The sequence below is a fragment of the Brevundimonas sp. 1080 genome (genome assembly GCF_040545985.1).
Classification (GTDB): domain Bacteria; phylum Pseudomonadota; class Alphaproteobacteria; order Caulobacterales; family Caulobacteraceae; genus Brevundimonas.
Window position 1 is genome coordinate 134,346 of the sequence record NZ_JBEPMW010000001.1, and the last position, 18,704, is coordinate 153,049.

At 66.8% G+C, this 18,704-nt stretch carries 22 protein-coding genes; 15 read left to right on the plus strand and 7 right to left on the minus strand.

Annotated elements, in window-relative coordinates:
• Positions 1 to 49 precede the first annotated feature (49 nt).
• Positions 50 to 1,741, minus strand: coding sequence for a sensor histidine kinase (locus ABIC32_RS00675; RefSeq protein ID WP_354071640.1), 1,692 nt, complete (start codon positions 1,739 to 1,741; stop codon positions 50 to 52).
• A 62-nt stretch (positions 1,742 to 1,803) separates the two neighbouring features.
• Positions 1,804 to 2,457 (minus strand): thiamine phosphate synthase, encoded by a 654-nt coding sequence (thiE, locus tag ABIC32_RS00680; protein WP_354071642.1) that lies wholly within the window; start codon positions 2,455 to 2,457, stop codon positions 1,804 to 1,806.
• Between the two features lie 131 nt (positions 2,458 to 2,588).
• Between thiE and ABIC32_RS00685 the strand changes: the two genes are divergently transcribed.
• The 6 genes from ABIC32_RS00685 to ABIC32_RS00710 all read left to right on the plus strand — a co-directional run bounded on the left by ABIC32_RS00685 (position 2,589) and on the right by ABIC32_RS00710 (position 6,854).
• Complete coding sequence (locus ABIC32_RS00685; RefSeq protein ID WP_017504559.1) at positions 2,589 to 2,774, plus strand: (2Fe-2S)-binding protein; 186 nt, start codon at positions 2,589 to 2,591, stop codon at positions 2,772 to 2,774.
• Positions 2,775 to 2,915: 141 nt separating this feature from the next.
• On the plus strand, positions 2,916 to 3,416 hold the full coding sequence (bfr, locus tag ABIC32_RS00690; RefSeq protein WP_026108332.1) for a bacterioferritin: 501 nt from the start codon (positions 2,916 to 2,918) through the stop codon (positions 3,414 to 3,416).
• Positions 3,417 to 3,485: 69 nt separating this feature from the next.
• Positions 3,486 to 4,046, plus strand: a complete 561-nt coding sequence (locus tag ABIC32_RS00695; protein ID WP_055754984.1) for a tryptophan-rich sensory protein — start codon at positions 3,486 to 3,488, stop codon at positions 4,044 to 4,046.
• Positions 4,047 to 4,149: 103 nt separating this feature from the next.
• Complete coding sequence (gene efp, locus ABIC32_RS00700) at positions 4,150 to 4,716, plus strand: elongation factor P (RefSeq protein ID WP_055754985.1); 567 nt, start codon at positions 4,150 to 4,152, stop codon at positions 4,714 to 4,716.
• A 104-nt stretch (positions 4,717 to 4,820) separates the two neighbouring features.
• On the plus strand, positions 4,821 to 5,627 hold the full coding sequence (locus ABIC32_RS00705) for an inositol monophosphatase family protein (RefSeq protein ID WP_354071644.1): 807 nt from the start codon (positions 4,821 to 4,823) through the stop codon (positions 5,625 to 5,627).
• A gap of 195 nt (positions 5,628 to 5,822) precedes the next feature.
• Complete coding sequence (locus tag ABIC32_RS00710) at positions 5,823 to 6,854, plus strand: glycerophosphodiester phosphodiesterase (protein ID WP_354071646.1); 1,032 nt, start codon at positions 5,823 to 5,825, stop codon at positions 6,852 to 6,854.
• Here ABIC32_RS00710 and ABIC32_RS00715 read toward each other — a convergent pair.
• Complete coding sequence (locus tag ABIC32_RS00715) at positions 6,851 to 8,719, minus strand: ABC transporter transmembrane domain-containing protein (protein ID WP_354071648.1); 1,869 nt, start codon at positions 8,717 to 8,719, stop codon at positions 6,851 to 6,853. The two genes, ABIC32_RS00710 and ABIC32_RS00715, sit on opposite strands and share 4 nt — an antisense overlap.
• Before the next feature lie 153 nt (positions 8,720 to 8,872).
• On the opposite strand from ABIC32_RS00715, the gene rpmE reads away from it, so the two are divergent.
• The gene (rpmE, locus tag ABIC32_RS00720) at positions 8,873 to 9,097 is read left to right on the plus strand and encodes a 50S ribosomal protein L31 (protein ID WP_017506001.1); all 225 of its coding nucleotides are present in this window, start codon (positions 8,873 to 8,875) and stop codon (positions 9,095 to 9,097) included.
• A 159-nt stretch (positions 9,098 to 9,256) separates the two neighbouring features.
• A complete protein-coding gene (locus ABIC32_RS00725; RefSeq protein WP_354071650.1) occupies positions 9,257 to 10,819 on the plus strand; it encodes a L,D-transpeptidase family protein in 1,563 nt (520 codons plus the stop codon).
• 9 nt (positions 10,820 to 10,828) lie between these two features.
• Here ABIC32_RS00725 and rcdA read toward each other — a convergent pair whose 3' ends face one another.
• The gene (gene rcdA, locus ABIC32_RS00730) at positions 10,829 to 11,329 is read right to left on the minus strand and encodes a protease adaptor protein RcdA (RefSeq protein WP_055754989.1); all 501 of its coding nucleotides are present in this window, start codon (positions 11,327 to 11,329) and stop codon (positions 10,829 to 10,831) included.
• Between the two features lie 109 nt (positions 11,330 to 11,438).
• The gene (locus ABIC32_RS00735) at positions 11,439 to 11,642 is read right to left on the minus strand and encodes a DUF1192 domain-containing protein (RefSeq protein ID WP_055754990.1); all 204 of its coding nucleotides are present in this window, start codon (positions 11,640 to 11,642) and stop codon (positions 11,439 to 11,441) included.
• An 88-nt stretch (positions 11,643 to 11,730) separates the two neighbouring features.
• Between ABIC32_RS00735 and ABIC32_RS00740 the strand changes: the two genes are divergently transcribed.
• On the plus strand, positions 11,731 to 12,702 hold the full coding sequence (locus ABIC32_RS00740; protein WP_354071652.1) for an NAD(P)H-quinone oxidoreductase: 972 nt from the start codon (positions 11,731 to 11,733) through the stop codon (positions 12,700 to 12,702).
• Here ABIC32_RS00740 and ABIC32_RS00745 read toward each other — a convergent pair.
• Positions 12,699 to 13,304, minus strand: a complete 606-nt coding sequence (locus ABIC32_RS00745; protein WP_091747930.1) for a beta/gamma crystallin-related protein — start codon at positions 13,302 to 13,304, stop codon at positions 12,699 to 12,701. The two genes, ABIC32_RS00740 and ABIC32_RS00745, sit on opposite strands and share 4 nt — an antisense overlap.
• 220 nt (positions 13,305 to 13,524) lie before the next feature.
• Here ABIC32_RS00745 and ABIC32_RS00750 point away from each other — a divergent pair, with 220 nt between their 5' ends.
• Positions 13,525 to 14,190, plus strand: a complete 666-nt coding sequence (locus ABIC32_RS00750) for a DUF1013 domain-containing protein (RefSeq protein ID WP_354071655.1) — start codon at positions 13,525 to 13,527, stop codon at positions 14,188 to 14,190.
• A gap of 73 nt (positions 14,191 to 14,263) precedes the next feature.
• Here the strand turns inward: ABIC32_RS00750 and ABIC32_RS00755 are convergent, their stop codons facing one another.
• Positions 14,264 to 14,437 (minus strand): YdcH family protein, encoded by a 174-nt coding sequence (locus ABIC32_RS00755; RefSeq protein ID WP_017505994.1) that lies wholly within the window; start codon positions 14,435 to 14,437, stop codon positions 14,264 to 14,266.
• A 116-nt stretch (positions 14,438 to 14,553) separates the two neighbouring features.
• Here ABIC32_RS00755 and ABIC32_RS00760 point away from each other — a divergent pair, with 116 nt between their 5' ends.
• The 5 genes from ABIC32_RS00760 (at position 14,554) to ABIC32_RS00780 (ending at position 18,656) form a co-directional block, all read left to right on the plus strand.
• On the plus strand, positions 14,554 to 15,156 hold the full coding sequence (locus ABIC32_RS00760; RefSeq protein WP_017505993.1) for a UbiX family flavin prenyltransferase: 603 nt from the start codon (positions 14,554 to 14,556) through the stop codon (positions 15,154 to 15,156).
• Positions 15,153 to 15,617, plus strand: coding sequence for a TIGR02444 family protein (locus ABIC32_RS00765; protein ID WP_354071657.1), 465 nt, complete (start codon positions 15,153 to 15,155; stop codon positions 15,615 to 15,617). The genes ABIC32_RS00760 and ABIC32_RS00765 overlap by 4 nt, the downstream gene beginning before the upstream one ends.
• A 50-nt stretch (positions 15,618 to 15,667) precedes the next feature.
• A complete protein-coding gene (locus ABIC32_RS00770; protein ID WP_017505991.1) occupies positions 15,668 to 15,892 on the plus strand; it encodes a YdcH family protein in 225 nt (74 codons plus the stop codon).
• A gap of 168 nt (positions 15,893 to 16,060) precedes the next feature.
• Positions 16,061 to 16,702 carry a M23 family metallopeptidase gene (locus ABIC32_RS00775; protein WP_045810279.1) on the plus strand — a complete coding sequence of 214 codons (642 nt, stop codon included), beginning with the start codon at positions 16,061 to 16,063 and terminating at the stop codon, positions 16,700 to 16,702.
• A 67-nt stretch (positions 16,703 to 16,769) separates the two neighbouring features.
• Positions 16,770 to 18,656 carry a CocE/NonD family hydrolase gene (locus ABIC32_RS00780; RefSeq protein WP_354071659.1) on the plus strand — a complete coding sequence of 629 codons (1,887 nt, stop codon included), beginning with the start codon at positions 16,770 to 16,772 and terminating at the stop codon, positions 18,654 to 18,656.
• The last annotated feature ends 48 nt before the right edge of the window (positions 18,657 to 18,704 follow it).

Below are 18,704 nucleotides of genomic sequence, written 5' to 3' on the forward strand. Positions count from 1 at the left end.
GGGCATGGCTCGACCATCGCGCGGCCGGGGCGCGACCGCAAGCGCGACCTCACGCCTTGGGCAGCGCGACCCAGAAGGTGGCGCCCTCGCCCGGCGCCGAGATCACGCCGATCGAGCCGCCCTGCAACTCGACCAATCGCTTGGCCAGGGCCAGGCCGACGCCGTGCCCCTCGATCGTCGAACGCTCAAGGCCAAGGCGGTTGAAGGGCTCGAACAGCTGAGCCTGCTTCTGAAGCGACAGACCGGGGCCGAAATCGCTGACCTCGATGCGGACACAGTCATCCTGACGAAGCGCACGCAGAACGACACGGCCGCCGGACCCGCCGTATTTCAGCGCATTGCTGGTCAGGTTGGTGATGATCTGGGCCAGACGCTGAGAGTCCGCGACCGCGATCAAACCATCGCCCTCGCACACCACCTCGACGGCGACCCGGTCGGCGTCGGGCCACAGCAGGCACGTGCGGCGCACGTCTTCCAGCAGCCCTGGAATGTCGGTCGGCCGCAGATCGACCCGGACGGCCCCGGATTCGGCGCGGGCCACATCCAGCAGATCGTGGGCCAGGGTTTCGACCTGACGCGCGGTCTTGACCAGCATGTCGGACATCTCGGCCTGCTGAGCCGAGACCGGCCCCAGGTGGCCCTGCCGCCACAGGTCGCCAATGCCGATGATGCCGGCGACCGGGCTCTTGATCTCGTGGGCGACGTTGGCGAGCAGGCGAGACTTGGCCTCCGAGGCCTTTTCGGCGCGTTCGCGACCGACGCGCGCGCGCTCCGCCAGAAGATCGCGCTCTTCCAGCAACGAGGCCACCAGCAGGACGGGCATATAGCCGATCAGCACCAGCATCTGGGCCATCAGAACCTGATGGGTCAGGTCGCCCTGAGCGTAGGGGCCGTTTCCGATCATGGCGCTGCCGACCAACAGCACGCTCATGACGACCAGGGTGAAGGCGGCGCCCGCGACGCCGAGCCGTACCGCGATGGCCAGCAGAAGCGGCAGCAGGACGAAGCCCATCGGCACGTCGCCCGTGAAGGCGACAAAGTAGAAGACGGGGACAAGGCCGATCAGAACGACAGCCTCGATCAGCTTCCTGGGTTTCAGCAGACGCGCGAACATCGCAGGCGTCAGCGACATCCCTAGCGAACCCAGTACAGCGATGCCCAAGGCGTGACCCAGCCACCAAGTCTGGAACCCCTGCCAAACGATGTCGCCCTGGCCCATCAGCGACAGGATCAGGGTGCTGCACAGGGCGGCGGGGATCGGCGCCAGGACAGCCGCGAAGAACAGGAAGCTGACCGCGCCGTTCAGGCTGGAAAGGTTGAGCGTGGGCGAGAACCGGCGGGCCAGCAGGACAGCCCCGACGATCTCGATCATGTTGGCGATCGTGAAGGCCAGCGCCAGCGGCGGCTTGTTGCCGGCGATGATCTCGCCAATCAGGATGCTGACGGTCAGGACGCCGGCGAAGGTGAGGTCGCTGGTGCGGCCACGGCTGGTGCGCAGCCAGACGGCGACGGCGACGCCGCTGGCGCCCCACAGGCCCGCCACCAGTCCGGCCGAACGGGCATAGGCGATGGCCAGAGCGACCAAGATGGCGACGACGACGCCCGTCAGCACCGGAATCAGGGGATTGGGGCCGTCCGAGCCGTCGGCGCCGACGGGGCCGGGCCGATGGCCAGCCGCCATCACGCCCTTGACGGGGGCGCTGTGGGGGGCGTCGATGTTGAGCGCGCGGCTCAGGATCATGGACAGGTTCCGACCAATCAGAGGTCGGAATAGGACGACACGGTTCCTAATATCCCCTGAAGTCAGGCCCGCATTTTTTCATTGAAACGCCTGACGGCCTCGGCTGCGCCGTCGGGATGGTTCCAGACCCCGCCGCTGACCGCCACGAAGTCAGCGCCGGCTTGGGCAAGCTCTGCGGCGTTATCGACCGTGATCCCGCCAATGGCGACGCAGGGTGTCTCGACCGTCTCTTGCCACACCGTCAGGATGTCCAACGGCGGGCGATGCACCGTTTCCTTTGTTTCGGTGGGATAGAAGGCGCCGAAGGCGACGTAGTCGGCGCCGCCCTCTGCGGCGTCCCAGGCCAGATCGCGGTCGTCGTGGCAGGTGACGCCGATCATGGCGTCCGGCCCCATGATACGCCGCGCCTCGGCCAGCGAGCCGTCTTCCTGACCGATGTGAACGCCGTCGCAGCCGGTGGTCCGCGCCAGATCGGGCCTGTCGTTCAGCAGGACCGCGACATCATGACGCCGCGCAATGGGAGCCAACACCTCGACCGCCGTGCGGATAGCGGCGTCGTCGGCGGGCTTCAGCCGGATCTGCAAGGCCGCGACGTCGCCGGCGGCCAAGGCCTGATCGAGGGTTTGCGCGAAGGCGTTCAGGTCGGCGATCGCGGGCGGCGTGATCAGATACAGCCGGCAGGGCGGACGCTCGGGGACGGTGGGTGTTCGGGCCATGTCCGTCATTGCCTGCCCCCGCGACGATCCGTCAACGGCCCAAGGCCGGGCGAAACCGTGCGAACGACTTGCAATCGCCTTACGGACTGCTATAGCGAACCATTCTCAGTCAGTGAAACGTGTAGCGCCTCGTGTACGTCTGCAACTGTAACGGTCTTCGCCAGCGTGATGTCGCCCAGGCCATCGAGGCCGGCGCCTGCCGTCCGCGTGACATCTTCGCGCGCAACCAGTGCCAGGCCCAGTGCGCCAAATGTGTCTGCGAGATGCGTCAGATGATTCAGGAAAGCCGCGAAGCGTTCGCACTCGCAGCCGAATAGTTTGCTTCGCCTGCGGCCGACAGTCACTCGCACTCTCAATGCAGTGATAAAAACTCGCAAATAAACAAAGCCCGTTTTACTGTGTTATGGCTGCGCTCGACAGACGGCGATAGCGCCGTGGCGAGACCAAGGACCATGGCCATGAAGGGCGATCCCGCAATCCTGCGCACGCTGAACGCAGTGCTGACCAACGAGCTGACGGCCGTAAATCAGTATTTCCTGCATGCCCGCATGTTCGAAAGCTGGGGCCTCGCGCACCTGGGCAACGTCATCTACGAAGAGTCGATCGGCGAGATGAAGCACGCCGACATGCTGATCAAACGCATCCTCTTCCTGGACGGGCTGCCCAATCTGCAAGACCTGCACAAGCTGAAGGTCGGCGAGGATCCGATCGAATGCCTGGGCGCCGACCTGCAACTGGAACTGGACAGCCGCGCGACGACCGCCGCCGCCGTGACCCAGTGCGAGGAAACCCGCGATTACGTCAGCCGTGACCTGCTGATGAAGATCCTGGCCGACACCGAAGAGCACATCGACTTCCTGGAAAACCAGCACAAGCTGATCGAGCTTATGGGCGCGCAGAACTATCTGCAATCGGCGATGAAAGAGATCGTCACCGACGGCGCGGCGACGGGCAACTAAGCTCTGCCTTCTGACGGAACTCCAATCCGCTCCGGCCATTAGCCTGTCAGGGCCAAGCTGGAGCGGACCATGACCGATATCGACGACGCCATCGACGACGTGCGCGACGCCGCCATGGACTTGCTGAACAGCGAGGGCCGCAGCGCCGGCCATGTGGTCGCCGGGATCGCCCTGACCGTCGGCTTCGCCCTGTTGGCGCACACCATCGCCTCGGGCGCATTGAAGCCCCGTCGCAACCTGAAACAGGTGCGCGACAAGGACCTGCCGATCACCGAAAAGCCCAAGGGGGCCTTCAGCCTGATCCTGCCGGCCGTGTTCTCGGCGACGACCCTGTCGGCCGTGCGCGTCTGGAACGCGCCTCCGCAAAAGGAACGGACCCGCGCCATGGGCCTATGGGTCGCGGCCCAGACGGTGAACGCCGTCTGGCTTGGCCTGCGTCCGTCCTCAATGGCGCGTCAGGTGGTCGCCGCCATGTCGTCGGCCGGTCTGGCCGCCGCCTTCGCTCACGAGGCGCGCAAGCTGGACGAGGGGGCCGGCAAGATGGCGGCGCCGCTAGGATCAGGCGTGCGGTTCGGAAACTTCCTGCACCGCAAGGCCGACGACGCGTCGGGCGGACGCACCCTGCATTAGGTTGCGTCGCCTTGCCCTTTATCGGGGCTTCCTCTAGGGATCGCGCCCTATTCGCCTCGCCCCGAACGGAGCGAGGGCGCAACTCCATTTCCGATGTGACCCCATGAAGATCAACGGCAACACCATCAAGCCCGGCATGGTCCTGCAGCACAATGGCGGCCTGTGGGTCGTCACCAAGGCCAGCCACGTGAAGCCCGGCAAGGGCGGCGCCTTCGCCAACGTCGAGGCCAAGAACCTGGAGACCGGCAACAAGCTCAACGAACGCTTCCGGTCGGAAGACAAGGTCGAGCGCGTGACGCTGGAACAGAAGGACTTCTCCTATCTGTTCGACAACGGCGACAGCCTGGTCTTCATGGACGACACCACCTACGAGCAGATCGAACTGCAAAAGGACTGGGTCGGCGAAGAGCGTATCCCCTATCTGCAAGAAGGCATGAAGGTCGTCATCGAGATGCACGAAGAGCGTCCGATCGGCCTGGAACTGCCCGATCAGGTCGTGCTGGAAGTCGCCGAGACCGAGCCGACCGTGAAGGGCCAGACCGCCTCGTCGTCCTACAAGCCCGCGCTGGCGTCGAACGGCGTGCGCATCATGATCCCGCCCTATATGTCGGCCGGCGAGCGTATCGTCGTCGACACGACCAGCGGCGAATACGTCCGCCGCGCGGACTAACAGACCACCATGCTAAAGCGGCCCCTCGCGGGGCCGTTCCTTTCTGAACTTCTCCGACTGTCCGGCTGCGGCTTTGAAGGACTTTCGGACCAGGAGATTCCCCGATGGCCCTCGCCTCCGCCCTGCTCCAAGTCATGACCGATGCGGTGCGCAAGACCGCCCGCCCGATGCTGCGCGACTTCGGCGAAGTCTCCCAGCTTCAGGTGTCGAGGAAGGGCCCCGGCGATTTCGTCACAGCCGCCGACCTTAAGGCCGAAGACACGCTCTACGAACTGCTGATGAAGGCTCGCCCCGGCTATGGCTTCCTGGGCGAGGAACGCGGCATGATCGAGGGGACGGACAAGTCCCACACCTGGATCGTCGATCCGATCGACGGCACCACCAACTTCATGCACGCCATGCCCCACTTCGCCATCACGGTGGGGCTGGAACGCCGCGCGCCGGACGGGTCGAGCGAGATCGTCGCCGGGGTGACCTACAACCCCGTCATGAACGAGCTGTTCTGGGCCGAAAAGGGCAAGGGCTGCTATCTGAACGACCAGCGCATCCGCGTCGCCGGCCGTCGTGATCTATCCGAAAGCCTGATCGCCACCGGCTTGCCCTTCATCGGCAAGTCGGGTCACGCTCAGTCGATCAAGGACCTGCACGCGGTGGGCCAGCGCGTCGCCGGCATCCGCCGTCTGGGCTCGGCCGCCATGGACTTCGCCTGGGTCGCCGCAGGCCGCTACGACGCCTATTATGAGCGCAATCTGAAGCCCTGGGACGTGGCGGCGGGCATCCTGTTCGTCACCGAGGCCGGCGGCCGCGTCACGACCATCGAGAACGACGGCGATCCCAAGACGGGCAAGTCGATCCTGGCGTCGAACACCGAACTGCATCCGCACCTGCGCAAGGTTCTGCAGGGCTCCTGAGGCTCGCTTCTGTCTCTTCCCCGCTTGCGGGGAAGTGGCGCGGCGCTTCTTCAGCGCCGTGACGAAGGGGCTCTTGCCTGATCGCCAGCGGCCGGTGGGGCGTCAAGACCCCCTCCACCGCTTCGCGGTCCGCATCCTCACATGTGGGGAGGAGACGGTCATCGGCCTGTCGCGCCCCCGCCCTATCCAAGGCGGATGATCCGTTTCATCCTGTGCGGCCTCGTCCTTCTGACCGGAGCGCCCGCCCTGGCCCATCCCCTGATCATCGCCCACCGCGGCGCGTCCGGCGAACGGCCCGAGCACACGCGTGCGGCCTATGAGCTGGCGATCGAACAGGGCGCGGACGTGATCGAGCCGGATCTGGTGCTGACCAGGGACGGCGTCTTCGTCGATCGGCATGAGAACGAGATCGGCGGCACGACCGACGTGGGCGACCGGCCCGAGTTCGCAGGCCGTCGGACGACCAAGACCATCGACGGGGTCGAGACCACCGGCTGGTTCACTGAAGACTTCACCCTGGCCGAGTTGAAGACCCTGCGGGCCAGGGAGCGGTTGCCCGCGTTTCGACCGGGCAGCGCCGCCTATGACGGTCAGGAGCCGATCCTGACCTTCGACGAGGTCGTCGCCATCGCGCGTGAGGCCTCGGTACGGACGGGACGGACCATTGCGGTGGCGCCCGAGTTGAAGCACCCGACCTATTTCGCCGCGATCGGCCTGCCGATGGAGGACGGCTTCATCGCGGAACTGGAGCGGCTGGGTCTGACGGGCGCCGAGGCCCCGATCATCATCCAGTGTTTCGAGGTCGGGCCGCTGGAGCGGTTGGCGCATCGCATCGATGCGCCGCTGGCCCAACTGATCGCCGCCAAGGGCGGACCGGCGGACCGGGCGGACGTGACCTATGCGCAGATGATCGCGCCCGAGGGGCTGAAGGCCATTGCCGCCTACGCCGACTGGGTCGCGCCGGAAATGACCCTGGTCCTGCCGCGCGACGCCGAAGGCCGCACGACCGCGCCGACGGCTTTGGTCGCCAACGCCCATGCGGCGGGCCTCAAGGTCGTGGTCTGGACCCTGCGGGCCGAGAACGCCTTCCTGCCGGTCGAGCGACGCAGAGGCGACGACCCGGCCGGGCACGGCGACATGACCGGCTATGCCGCAGCGTTCGCCGAGGCCGGAGTCGATGCGCTGTTCAGCGATTTCCCGGCCCTGGCGCGGACCATGGCGCCCTAGTTGCGGAATTGAAGCTCGGCGAGGCGGGCGTAGAGGCCGCCCTGGGCGACGAGTTGCTCGTGGGTGCCCTCTTCGACCACGCGGCCGTCGTCCATGACGACGATGCGGTCGGCGCGCAGGACGGTGGCGAGGCGGTGGGCGATGACCAGTGTGGTGCGCTCCTCCATCGCCTGATCGAGGGCGACCTGGACCAGGCGTTCGCTTTCGGCATCCAGCGCGCTGGTGGCCTCGTCCAGCAACAGGATGGGGGCGTCTCGGACCAAGGCGCGGGCGATGGCCAGACGTTGGCGCTGGCCGCCCGACAGGCTCTTGCCGCGCTCGCCGAGCGGGGTGTCGAACCCTTCCGGCAGGGCCTCGATGAAGCCGAGCGCCTGGGCCTTTTCAGCAACGGCGCGGGCCTCTTCCAGGGTGGTGTTCTCGCGGCCGAAGCGAATGTTCTCCAAGGCCGAGCCCGAGAACAGCGGCGTTTCCTGCGACACCCAGGCGAAGCGGTCGCGCACGGCGACGGGATCGGCCTGGCGCACATCGACGCCGTCGACTGAGACCATGCCGGTCTGCGGATCATAGAAGCGCAGCAGCAGGCGGAAGACCGTGGACTTGCCGGCGCCAGACGGGCCGACCAGGGCGACAGTCTCGCCAGGGCGCACGGTCAGGCTGAAGCCCTTCAGGGCCGGAAGGTCGGGGCGGCCCGGATAGGCGAAACCGACGGCCGACATCGACACCTCACCGCGCGGGGGCGTCGGCAGGGCGGTGGCCTGGGGCGGCGGGGCGATGCCGGCGACGGCGCGCATCAGCTCCTCGATCCGCTCCATGGCGCCGGCGGCCTTTTGCACGTCGCCCCAGCTTTCCCCGAGCGCGCCCACGGCGCCCGCCGCGAAGACCGACAGCAGGACGAACTGAAGCAGGGCGCCGGGCGTCATGGCGCCCTTCACCACGTCCTGGGCGCCCAGCCACAGCACCAGGGTCACGCCGCCGAACATGACAACGATGATCAGGGCGGTCATCCAGGCGCGGGCCTGCATCCGGGTCAGGGAGGCGTTGAAGGCGTCCTCGACCGCCGCGCCGAAGCGGGTGATGGCGCTCTGTTCGCGGCCAAAGGCCTGGACCGTCTCGATGGCGTCCACGCTTTCGCCGGCGAAGCCGACGGCGTTGGCGAAGCGGTCCTGAGACGCCACGGTCAGTTTGCGCACCTTGCGGCCGAAGATAAAGATCGGCCCCAAGAGGAAGGGCACGATCAGCAGGACGAAGCCAGTCAGTTTAGGGCTGACGAAGAACAGCAGGGCCACGCCGCCGATCAGGGTCAGGAAGTTGCGCAGCGCGTAAGAGATCGACGTCGTCATCAACGTCTCGACCAGGGCGATGTCCGTGGTCAGGCGCGACAGCACCTCGCCGGTGCGCATATGGGCGTAGAAGGACGGGTCCAGCGTCAAGATGCGGCCGAACAGGCCCTTTCGCACATCGGCGATGACGCGCTCGCCCGTGCGGGTGACGAAATAGTAGCGGGCGGCTGTCGCCAGCCCCAGGAACAGGGCGTTGGCGCCCAGCAGCAGGAACCAGATGTTCAGATTGGCGCCGCCCGCCTCGAACCCATGGTCGATGGCCCCGCGCGCCAGGGCGGTCAGGCCCAGCGAGGCGGCGGTGGACAGCAGCAGCCAGAAGACCGCCATCAGGGCATGACCCTTGTGGCGCATGGCGAAGGGAATCAGTCGCGCCAGCGGGCGGATGTCGCGGCGCTTGGCGCGCTTGGCGCCCGCTTCGGACATCTGGTCGGCCAGAAGGGCGCCGGCGCTGGGCCTCCCCTCCAGCGACGCCATGCCCGAGGCGCGGTTGGCGGAAGGGGCGGAGGCGGCGGCTTGATCAGTCATTTCGCCCGCCTCTTGCCCCGGAACGCCCCCCGGTGTAAACGCCGCCCCTCATTCCCGCCGGGCCTTTCCCTCAAAAAGGATTTGGTGGCGGGTTTCTCATTTCACGCGCACGGACGGTCGGCATCGTCACCGCGCAGAGACCGGACGACGACCATGAAGGCGGATACCCATCCCGACTACCACTTCATCACCGTGGTGATGACCGACGGCAGCACCTACCAGACCCGTTCGACCTACGGGAAGGAAGGCGACAAGCTGGCCCTCGACATCGATCCGTCGACGCACCCGGCCTGGACGGGCGGCAACGCCCAGCTGATGGACCGCGGCGGCCGCGTCTCGCGCTTCAACAACAAGTTCGCCGGCTTCATCAAGAAGTAAGCGCGTCCTGGCTGCGACATCTCGCAGCAATCGGAACACCAAGAGCGTCGGTCGCAAGGCCGGCGCTTTTTGTTTGGTCGGAACACCGATAATGTGGGGGCGTTCGGGTACCAGGGGCGTCGGCCACGCTGGCCGAAGCGATCGAAGAAGCGGAAGACTATGAATAGACGGCAACTGGGTCTGGGCGTCGCGACGGCGGCCATGACCCTTGGCTCGGCGGCGCGCGCGCAGCAGGTCTTCGTGCAGCGCGGACCGGAGGCGACCGCCTTCTACAACAGCTTCAACGACCAGATTTCGCGTCTACCCGAGACGCAGCAGGCGGATGTGCGCGCCTTTTATGAAATGAACGGCTGGCGGCCGGTGTGGAACGCCGACCGGGTGCGGGCCTTGAACACCGTCGCGGCTGGCGCCAATCGCCATGGTCTGGCGGGCTCCGACTATTTCGACTTTGTGGGACTCGCGGCCGATCCGGCGAGCGCGGACCTGCGGACCACGGCGGCGGCTTTGGCCTACGCCCGCGTCTTGGCCGAGGGCAAGGTGCGGCCCGAGACGGTCGAAGATCTTTGGGAAATGCAGAAGAATCGTGTGGACCTGCCGCGCGGTCTCAGCGACGCCCTGAGCCGCAACGTGCTGGGCCAATGGTACGACGGCCTGGCGCCCACCGACATCGGCTATCAGAACCTGTCGGCCGGCTATGTCCGCTATCGCCGTTTAGCGGCGCAGGGCGGCTGGCCCCGCTTCACCCAGGGCGCGACCATTGAGCCGGGCAATAGCGATCGCCGCATCCCCGCCCTGATCGACCGCCTGACGGCCGAGGGCGACCTGTCGGCCGCCGACGGCGCGCGGCTGAAGTCGCAGGGCCTGGTTTACAACGCCGAACTGCAACGTGCGGTGCAAAGCTTCCAGAACCGCCATGGACTGGGCGCCGACGGGCGGATCGGCGCAGGCACCCAGCGCTCGCTGGGCGCCTCGGCCGAGGACCGTGCGCGTCAGATCGCGCTGAACCTGGAGCGCCGTCGCTGGCTGAAGCGCGAGGTCGCGCCCGAGCGGATCGAGGTCAACACCGCCGCCGCCATCATGGTCTATTGGAAGGACGGCAAGCCGGTTCACTCCAACCGCGTCGTGGTCGGCTCGGCCGAGAACCAGACGCCAAGCCTGGAGAAGCCGTTCGCCTCGGTCGTGGCCAATCCGCCCTGGTATGTGCCGGCCGGCATCGCACGCCGCGAAATCCTGCCCAAGGGGCCGGGCTATCTGGCCGCCAACGATATGTATGTGAAGGACGGCATGGTCATCCAGCGCGCCGGCCCGCGCTCGGCCCTCGGCTATGTGAAGTTCGAGCTGCGCGACAGCTACGCCATCTTCCTGCACGACACGCCGTCGAAGGCCGCCTTCAACCTGTCCACGCGTCAGCGCAGCCACGGCTGCGTGCGGGTGCAGAATGCGGTGGAGTTCGCCCGCCTGCTGCTGTCGCCCGATCCGACCAAGCTGGCCCAGTTCGACACGGCCCAGGACACGCGTGAGACGACACGCGTGACCACCGGACGCGAAATCTCGGTGCGCCTGCTGTACTGGACCGCCTTCGTGGACGGTCAGGGCCGCGTGGCGTTCCGCGAGGATGTCTATGGCCGCGACGACAAGCTGGCGCAGGCGCTGGGCATCGGCGTCAATCTGCCCAAGCCCATCGACGACGGCCGGGCCGACGCCAACGACGTCGGGCCGTAAAAGGGGCGATCAGCCCCTGAAGGCCGCCTCGAGCATGCCCATCTGGCTGAGCACAGGGTTTTCCGGGGCCTGATCCTGATCGTCGGCATACATGCGGCGATCCAGATACAGGGTGCGGTCGAACAGCTTTTCCGATCGCACGAGGTATTCGATCAGGGCGATCGGCAGTTCGGCGTGGCTGGGCTCGGCGTCGATGCGGCGCTCGTTCAGGCGATAGCGCGGCTCGCAGGCGGTTTCCGGCGACATGTCGTCTTCGCGCACGGCGCGCTGGACCAGGAGCCAGGAGGCGATCTGCATCAGGCGGGTGGTCAGCTTCATGCTCTCGGCCGCATAGGCCAGGGCGGCGGCGCGCGACAGCATCTTGGAATCGCGACGGCCCTCGCCGTCCAGATAGGCGGCGGTTTCCTCGACCAGCTCCATGCCTTCGCGGAAGGTGCGATCGAACAGCTCGGACCGGGCGAAATCGCGAACGGTGCGGCTGCGGTCAGCGGGGGACGGAGCGGAGGTCATTTGAGCATTGATCATCAGAGAAGGTCGGGTCCGTCCTGCAATCGGCCCCTTGAGGCGCCGTTCGCACGAAAGATGCAACGCTCATGCCATGCCAGCGGATCATTCGCGATCACGAACCGAAGTTGAACAGGGCGTCAGCGGCGTTTTTCTTGGAGCGTTTCGTCTCGATCGCGGCGCGCGAGCGCGCGATCTCGGCCTCAAGCGCGGCGATCCGCTCCTGCAAATCCTCGACGGCGTAAACGTCCAGGTCTTCGCGTGACAGGGCCCGCAGCGGTTCGCCGCGTTGCGGGCGGGGTTCAAGATCTTCGAACATCGTCGCCTTCCTTTCGCGCTGTCATGGCCAAGGCGGTCCACGGCCCCTATCTGAACGCCCGGATACGGACGAATGCAAGGCGAGTGCGATGCGCGTGATCGAAATCGAAGGCGGTTCCGGACCGGCCGAGGCCCTGAAGATCGCCAAACGGCCCGATCCCGTGGCCGGGCCGGGTCAGGTGCTGATCCGGGTGCGGGCGGCGGGTGTGAACCGGCCGGACCTGCTGCAACGCACCGGCGCCTACCCCCCTCCCCCCGGCGCGTCGGACGTTCTGGGGCTTGAAATCGCCGGCGAGATCGAGGCCGTCGGAGAGGGCGTCACGCGCTGGACGGTCGGCGACCGGGTCTGCGCCCTGTTGGGCGGCGGCGGCTATGCGGAGTTGGCCGTGGTGGATGCGCGTCATGTCCTGCCGATCCCCCAGGGTCTGGATTACGTGCAGGCGGCCGTGCTGCCGGAAACCGTCTTCACCGTCTTCGCCAATGTGTTCGAGGGCGGTGCGTTGAAGGCCGGCGAGACTTTGCTGATCCACGGGGCGACCAGCGGCATCGGCGTGACGGCCATCCAGATGGCCAAGGCGGCCGGCGCCCGAGTGATCGCCACCTCACGCGAGGCGGACAAGGCCGCAGCCGCCAAGGCGCTGGGCGCGGACATCAGCCTGGACGCCAAGAGCGACAATCTGGAGGCGCAGATCCGCGAGGCGGGCGGCGCGGATGTGGTTCTGGACATGGTGGGGCGCGACTACGCCGCCTTGAACCTGAACAGTCTGAATGCAGGCGGGCGTTGGGTGGTCATCGCCTCCCTGACCGGCCCCAGGGTCGAGATGGATCTACAGCGGATCATGCTGAAGCGATTGACCCTGACGGGATCGACCTTACGCAGCCGCCCGGCGGACGAAAAGGCGCGTCTGACCGCGGCTGTCGAGGCGACCGCCTGGCCGTGGGTGGCATCCGGCAAGGTCAAACCGCCGGTTCAGGCGGTCTTCGCGTTGGAGCAGGCTGCCGATGCGCACGCCGAACTGGAAGCCGGCGGGCACATCGGCAAGATCGTGCTGAGCGTCTAGTAGCGCCCGCCGCGCACGGGGCGCAGCGACGAGATGTTGTCGTTGAAGCCGCCGTTCAGGAAGCGGACATCGCCTTCGACGATGCGGCAGCGTCCCCGGAACTCGGCGTCAGTGCAGACTTCCCAGCGGCCTTCGACGCGCATCGAGCTGATGCGGTCGTTGAATGGGGTGCGGCCTAGGTTGCGGTCCTCGCTGGTGAACTCACGCGAGGCGCCGCGGAAGTTGGCGTTCTCATAGACGGTGATCGAGGACCGACCCCAGCCACCGCCATTGCCGCCGCCCCAGCCGGGGCCGCCGTTGCCGGGTCCCCAGCCGCCGCCGGGGCGACCGGGCTGGCTGTCTTCATAGTCGCCACGGAAACGCCCGCAGACCAGCAGGCCGTTGTCGTTGTTGATCTCCTCGCCGCCGCAGCGGTTCAGCTCGATCGACGTGCCGCGCATCCGGCCACGCATGTCGCGGCAATCGGCATAGAGACGACCGCGATTCACATAGGCTTCCGAGCACGACTGGGTATAGCCGCCGCGCGGGGCGACGCGTTGTTGTGCATAGTCCTGGCCCGAGGCCATCGCTGCGGCCAGAGCCGCGCCAAGCAGAATGGACATGGTGGTTCTCCTCTCCCGAAGCTGAAAAGCTTCATTACCGCGAAGGTTGCGTCAGGGCGGATGAACCGTTGCTGTATGGGATTGTCGGTCAGCGTTTTCTTTTGTGTCGAATAGGCCTATATCGGCATCATACGCGCCCGGTCGAAAGGCCGGGCGCCGTCGTATCCAACGCCAGCCGAAGCCTCATTCGGCGGCTCAACAACACCGGGACGAACGCCCCATGAGCGACATTTTGATGCCCAAGGCCACTGCGGTCTGGCTGGTCGACAACACCTCTCTCAGCTTCGAGCAGATCGCCGACTTCTGCGGCCTGCACCCGCTGGAAGTTCGCGGCATCGCCGACGGCGACGTGGCGCGCGACATCCGTGGCGTCGATCCCGTCACCGGCGGCCAGCTGACGCGCGAAGAACTGGATAAGGCCCAAGGCGACGAAAACTATCGCATGAAGGCGATCGTCAGCCGCCACGCCGAACTGCTGAAGTCGGCAAAGCCAGCGCCGAAATACACGCCGGTGTCGCGTCGCCAGGACCGCCCCGACGCCATCGCCTGGTTCGTGCGTAACCACCCCGAGGTGACGGATGCCCAGATCGCCAAGATGCTGGGCACGACCAAGTCCACCATCGAGAGCGTGCGCAACCGCACCCACTGGAACAGCGCCAACATCAAGCCGGTCGACCCGGTGACCCTTGGCCTGGTCGGCCAGCTGGCGCTGGACGAGATCGTCAAGAAAGCCGCAGACAAGAAGGCCAAGGACGACCTGAAGAACGGCGGCGGCACGATCCAGCCCGTCGAACAGGTCGAGGCCGAGCCCGAGTTCGTGCCGGAAGCCCGCCAACGTCCCAGCGCCGAGCCGACGGCGGAATCGGTGTTCGGCACCAAGGACTGATCCGCGTTCGCGTAACGAAAACGGCCCCGGAGAGCGATCTCCGGGGCCGTCGTCGTTTTCAGAGAGGCGGACGCTAGGTCGCGCGCGCCTCCAGACTGGTGATTTCTTCCTTCAGCCGAAGCTTCTTCTGCTTCAGCGCCCTGACCTGCAACGGATCCGTGGACGGGCGGGTAAGCTCCTTCTGGATGGTCTCATCCAGGGTGCGATGACGATTACCCAGTTCGCGAATACGAGCCTCGATGGTCATGGCTTGCGCCTCCTTTGGTTAGGGACCAGTAGAGTGAGCGCCCGGTTTGGCGCGCTGTGTAATCACTTTCCAGTGACAGCCCGTCGCCCCGGACCCGAAGGAGGCTGACCTTCAAAATGGACGATGATGTGAACGGAGCCATACGGAACCCGCCCGCCAGACTGGTGGTCGGAATTTCAGGGGCTTCCGGCGCCGTCTATGGCGCCCGGGTGCTGGACGCGCTGAACGATCTGGGCGTCGAAAGCCATCTGGTCGTGACCAAGGCCGCCCTGCTCACATTGTCGCAGGAGACCGATCTGTCGCCCGACGAACTGACGGCCAAGGCGTCGGTGGTCCACAAGCTGGGCGACGTGGGGGCGACGATCGCCTCCGGCTCTTTCCGCACCCTGGGCATGATCGTGGCGCCCTGCTCGATCAAGACGATGAGCGAGATCGCGACAGGCGTGACCTCTACCCTGCTGACGCGGGCGGCCGACGTGACGCTGAAAGAGCGGCGACCGCTGGTGCTGATGGTGCGCGAAACGCCGTTCCACCTGGGCCATCTGCGCACCATGACGGCCTTAGCCGAAATGGGCGCGATCATCGCCCCGCCCCTGCCCGCGCTTTACGCCAGGCCGAGCTCGATCATGGAGATGGTCGATCAGTCGGTGGGGCGGACGCTGGACCTGTTCGGCCTGGATTGGGGCGCGGTGCGGCGCTGGGAAGGCCTGAAGTCATGAGGCTGTGGGACTGGGCGGTCGCCGCCTATGGCGCGCCGGGGGTCGGCGAGGCGTGTCTGGCGCTGCAGGACAGCCACGACCAGAACGTGCCCGTGCTCCTGTGGTCCGCCTGGGTCGCGGCGACAGGCCGAAAGCCCGATGAAGAGACGATCGAGGCGGCCTGCGACACCGCCCGCGCCTGGGACAGCGTCGTGGTCGCCCCGTTGCGTTCGGTGCGGCGGATACTGAAGGCGCCGGTGCCCGATATCGACGACGGCCCCCGCGAAAGCGTGCGCAATCGCATCAAGGCGCTGGAGCTGGAGGCGGAGCGGCATTTGCTGGATGCGCTGGAGGCGCTGGCGCCCGAACCCGGCGGGCCGGCCCGCCCGATCATAGACGGCCTGGCGGCCACCGCCCGGATGTGGGCGGACGTCACCCCGCGTCCGGCCCTGATCCGGCTCGCAGATGCCCTTCCGACCTGAGATCAGCGTGGCTATAAGCGGCCTGAGACGAGCGGCGTGGAGATGACACGATGAACGACGACACGCCTGCGATCACCGAGGAAATGGCCGAGCTTCAGGCGCGGGTGAACCATCTGCGCCAGGAACACGCCGACCTGGACGCCTCGATCGAAGCCCTGGGTCAGGCCGCCATTCCAGACCAGCTGATGATCGCCCGGCTGAAGCGCAAGAAGCTGGCGCTGAAGGACGAGATCGTTAAGCTGGAAGACCGCATCCTGCCCGACATCATCGCCTGATCTGGCCGGGCAGGCGGCCGGTTCCGCCCTGCGACCATCCGCCGCCCTGCCCTAGCCCCAAAGTCGCCAAAGCCCGCAGGCATAAGCCGCCCTCCCACGGAACGCCGTGCGCTGTCGGGGCGCCGCTTCCTTCATTCCAGAGCGTAGAGACGCTGGAGAGGCCGCCGAATGCGACGCCTGCTGTCCAACGCGCCGATGGCGCGATGCAAGACCCTGTTGATCCACTCCGGCCAGACGGCCGCCTTCGCCGCCGTGGCCGTTTTCGCCGCCGCCGCCGCGCCAAATGCCGCGCGCGAGGCCGCCTTGCCGCCGCCGACCCAGATCGCAGCGCCGGTGTCGCCGCCCCTGAAGGCCGAGGTCGAGAAGGCAGGTCCGATCACGCGCCAGATCGCCTTCACCGCGCCGGTGCGCGGCTATGCGATCAACTCGCCGTTCGGCCTGCGCAAACTAGCCATCGAAGCCAAGGCGCGCGCGCACAAGGGTGTCGATATCGCCGCGCCGAAGGGCACGACCGTCTTCACCGCCGCCGAGGGCGAAGTCATCCGCACGGGCTATGACCCCGAGGGCTATGGCAACTTCATCGAGGTGCGCCACCCCAACGGAATGAGCACCCTGTACGGCCACCTCAGCCGCATCGATGTCGCGAACGGCGATGCGGTTGCGCCCGGTCAGCGCATCGGTCTGGTCGGCTCCACGGGCTATTCCACCGGCCCGCACCTGCATTTCGAGGTCCGTCGCGGCGGCGCCCAGGTCAATCCGACCAAGGTGGTCGATCGCCATTTCGAAGTGACGGTGAAGGCCAAGGCCTGACGCGCATTACGTTGCGACGGGCGCGGCAAACGTCCTAGTGTCCCCTCTCGTTCTGGGAGGGATGGATATGAACAAGATCGTCGCCGCCGTCGCCGCGGGCCTTTTGGCCGCCACCCCCATAGCCGCCTCGGCGCAGGACTATGGGCGCTACAGCGACGCCGCCGCACAGACCGAGCTTTCGCGCCTGGCGGATGTGCAGATGGCGGTCATGGTGCCAATGCGCGACGGCGTGGGTCTGGCCACCAATGTCTATCGCCCCAAGAACGCGTCCGGCCCCTTGCCGACCGTTTTCGTCCGCACGCCCTATAACGAGCTGGCCTACAACGCCCGCACCACGCGCTCTGCCCTGAGCTGGGTCAGCAAGGGCTATGCCTTCGTCATCCAGAACGAGCGGGGACGGTATTTCTCGGGCGGCGACTATCAGATCCTGGGCTACCCCCAGACCGACGGCTATGACGCCCTGACGTGGATTGCGGCCCAGCCCTGGTCGAACGGCAAGGTCGGCACCCTGGGCTGCTCGTCCTCCGCCGAATGGCAGCTGGCCCTGGCGGCCCAGAACCACCCGGCCCACGCCGCCATGGTGCCCCAGGCCTCGGGCGCCGGCATCGGCAAGGTCGGACGGTTCCAGGAACAGGGCAACTGGTACACAGGGGGCGTGCCGCGCAACCTGTTCTTCGTGTGGCTGTACGGCGTGGACAATCCGCAGCGCGCCCAGATTCCGATGGACATCGATCAGGAAACCCGCGCCCGCATCGTCCGCTACAACGACCTGGACGCCAAGAAGCCGGATGTGACCTGGCCCAGCCAGATCCGGCATCTGCCGGTCAACGAGATGCTGAAGGACTTGGGCGAGCCGGCCGGCACGTTCGAGGAACTGATCGCGCGCACCCCGTCCGATCCGGCCTGGCGTCAGGGCGGCCTGTATCACGACGACATGGGCTGGGGCGTGCCGTCCCTGTGGTTCAACAGCTGGTACGACGTTTCGATCGGGCCGAACATGGAGCTGTTTAACCACGCCCGGTCCACGACACAGGATCGCGAGGCGGCCGAGAACCAGTATGTCGTGGTCGGCCCCAACAACCATTGCGCCTTCGGGGGCCTGGGGCCGAACTACAAGTCGGGCGACCGGCCGTTGGGCGACGCCACCTTCGACAGCGACGCCCTGGTGCACGCCTGGTTCGATCGCTGGCTGAAGGGCGAACGCCGCGCCTTCCCCGAGAGCACGCCGCACGTGCAGTATTTCAACATGGGCGAAAACGCCTGGCGCACGGCCGCGCAGTGGCCGCCGGCCGGGGTCAAGACGGTGCGGATGTATCTGCGCTCTGGCGGCGGAGCCAACAGCCTGAACGGTGACGGCCTGCTGAGCCTTCAGGCGCCGCCCGCCGGCGAGCCGGCAGACCGCTATCGCTATGATCCGATGAACCCGGTCCAGACCATCGGCGGCGGCGATTGCTGCAACGGCGGGCTGGTCACAGCCGGGGCGTTCGATCAGCGACCGATCGAGGCGCGCAACGATGTGCTGGTCTATACGTCGGAAGCGCTGACCGAGCCGATGCAGGTCACCGGCTTCATCGATGCGGTGCTGAAGGTGTCGTCCTCTGCGCCCGACACCGATTTCGCGGTCAAGCTGGTGGATGTGGCGCCGGACGGCACGGCCTATATCCTGGGCGACACCATCATGCGGGCGCGCTATCGCGACGGCTATGACCGTCCCGCGCCCCTGACGCCGGGCCAAGTGGCGACCGTGCAGCCCACGCCGTTGACCATCAGCAACACCTTCCAGCCCGGTCACCGCATCCGGGTCGAAGTCACCAGCTCCAACTTCCCCAAGTTCGTGCGCAACCTGAACACGGGCGGACTGAACGAGACCGAGAGCCAGGGCGTGGTCGCCGACAACGCCGTCCATCACGCGGGCGACGACGCGTCCTACATCGATCTGCCTGTGGTGAAATAGGCGCCCCTGCGCCGAAGTCGCTGGCGTCCCCTGTCGTCGGATTCTAGG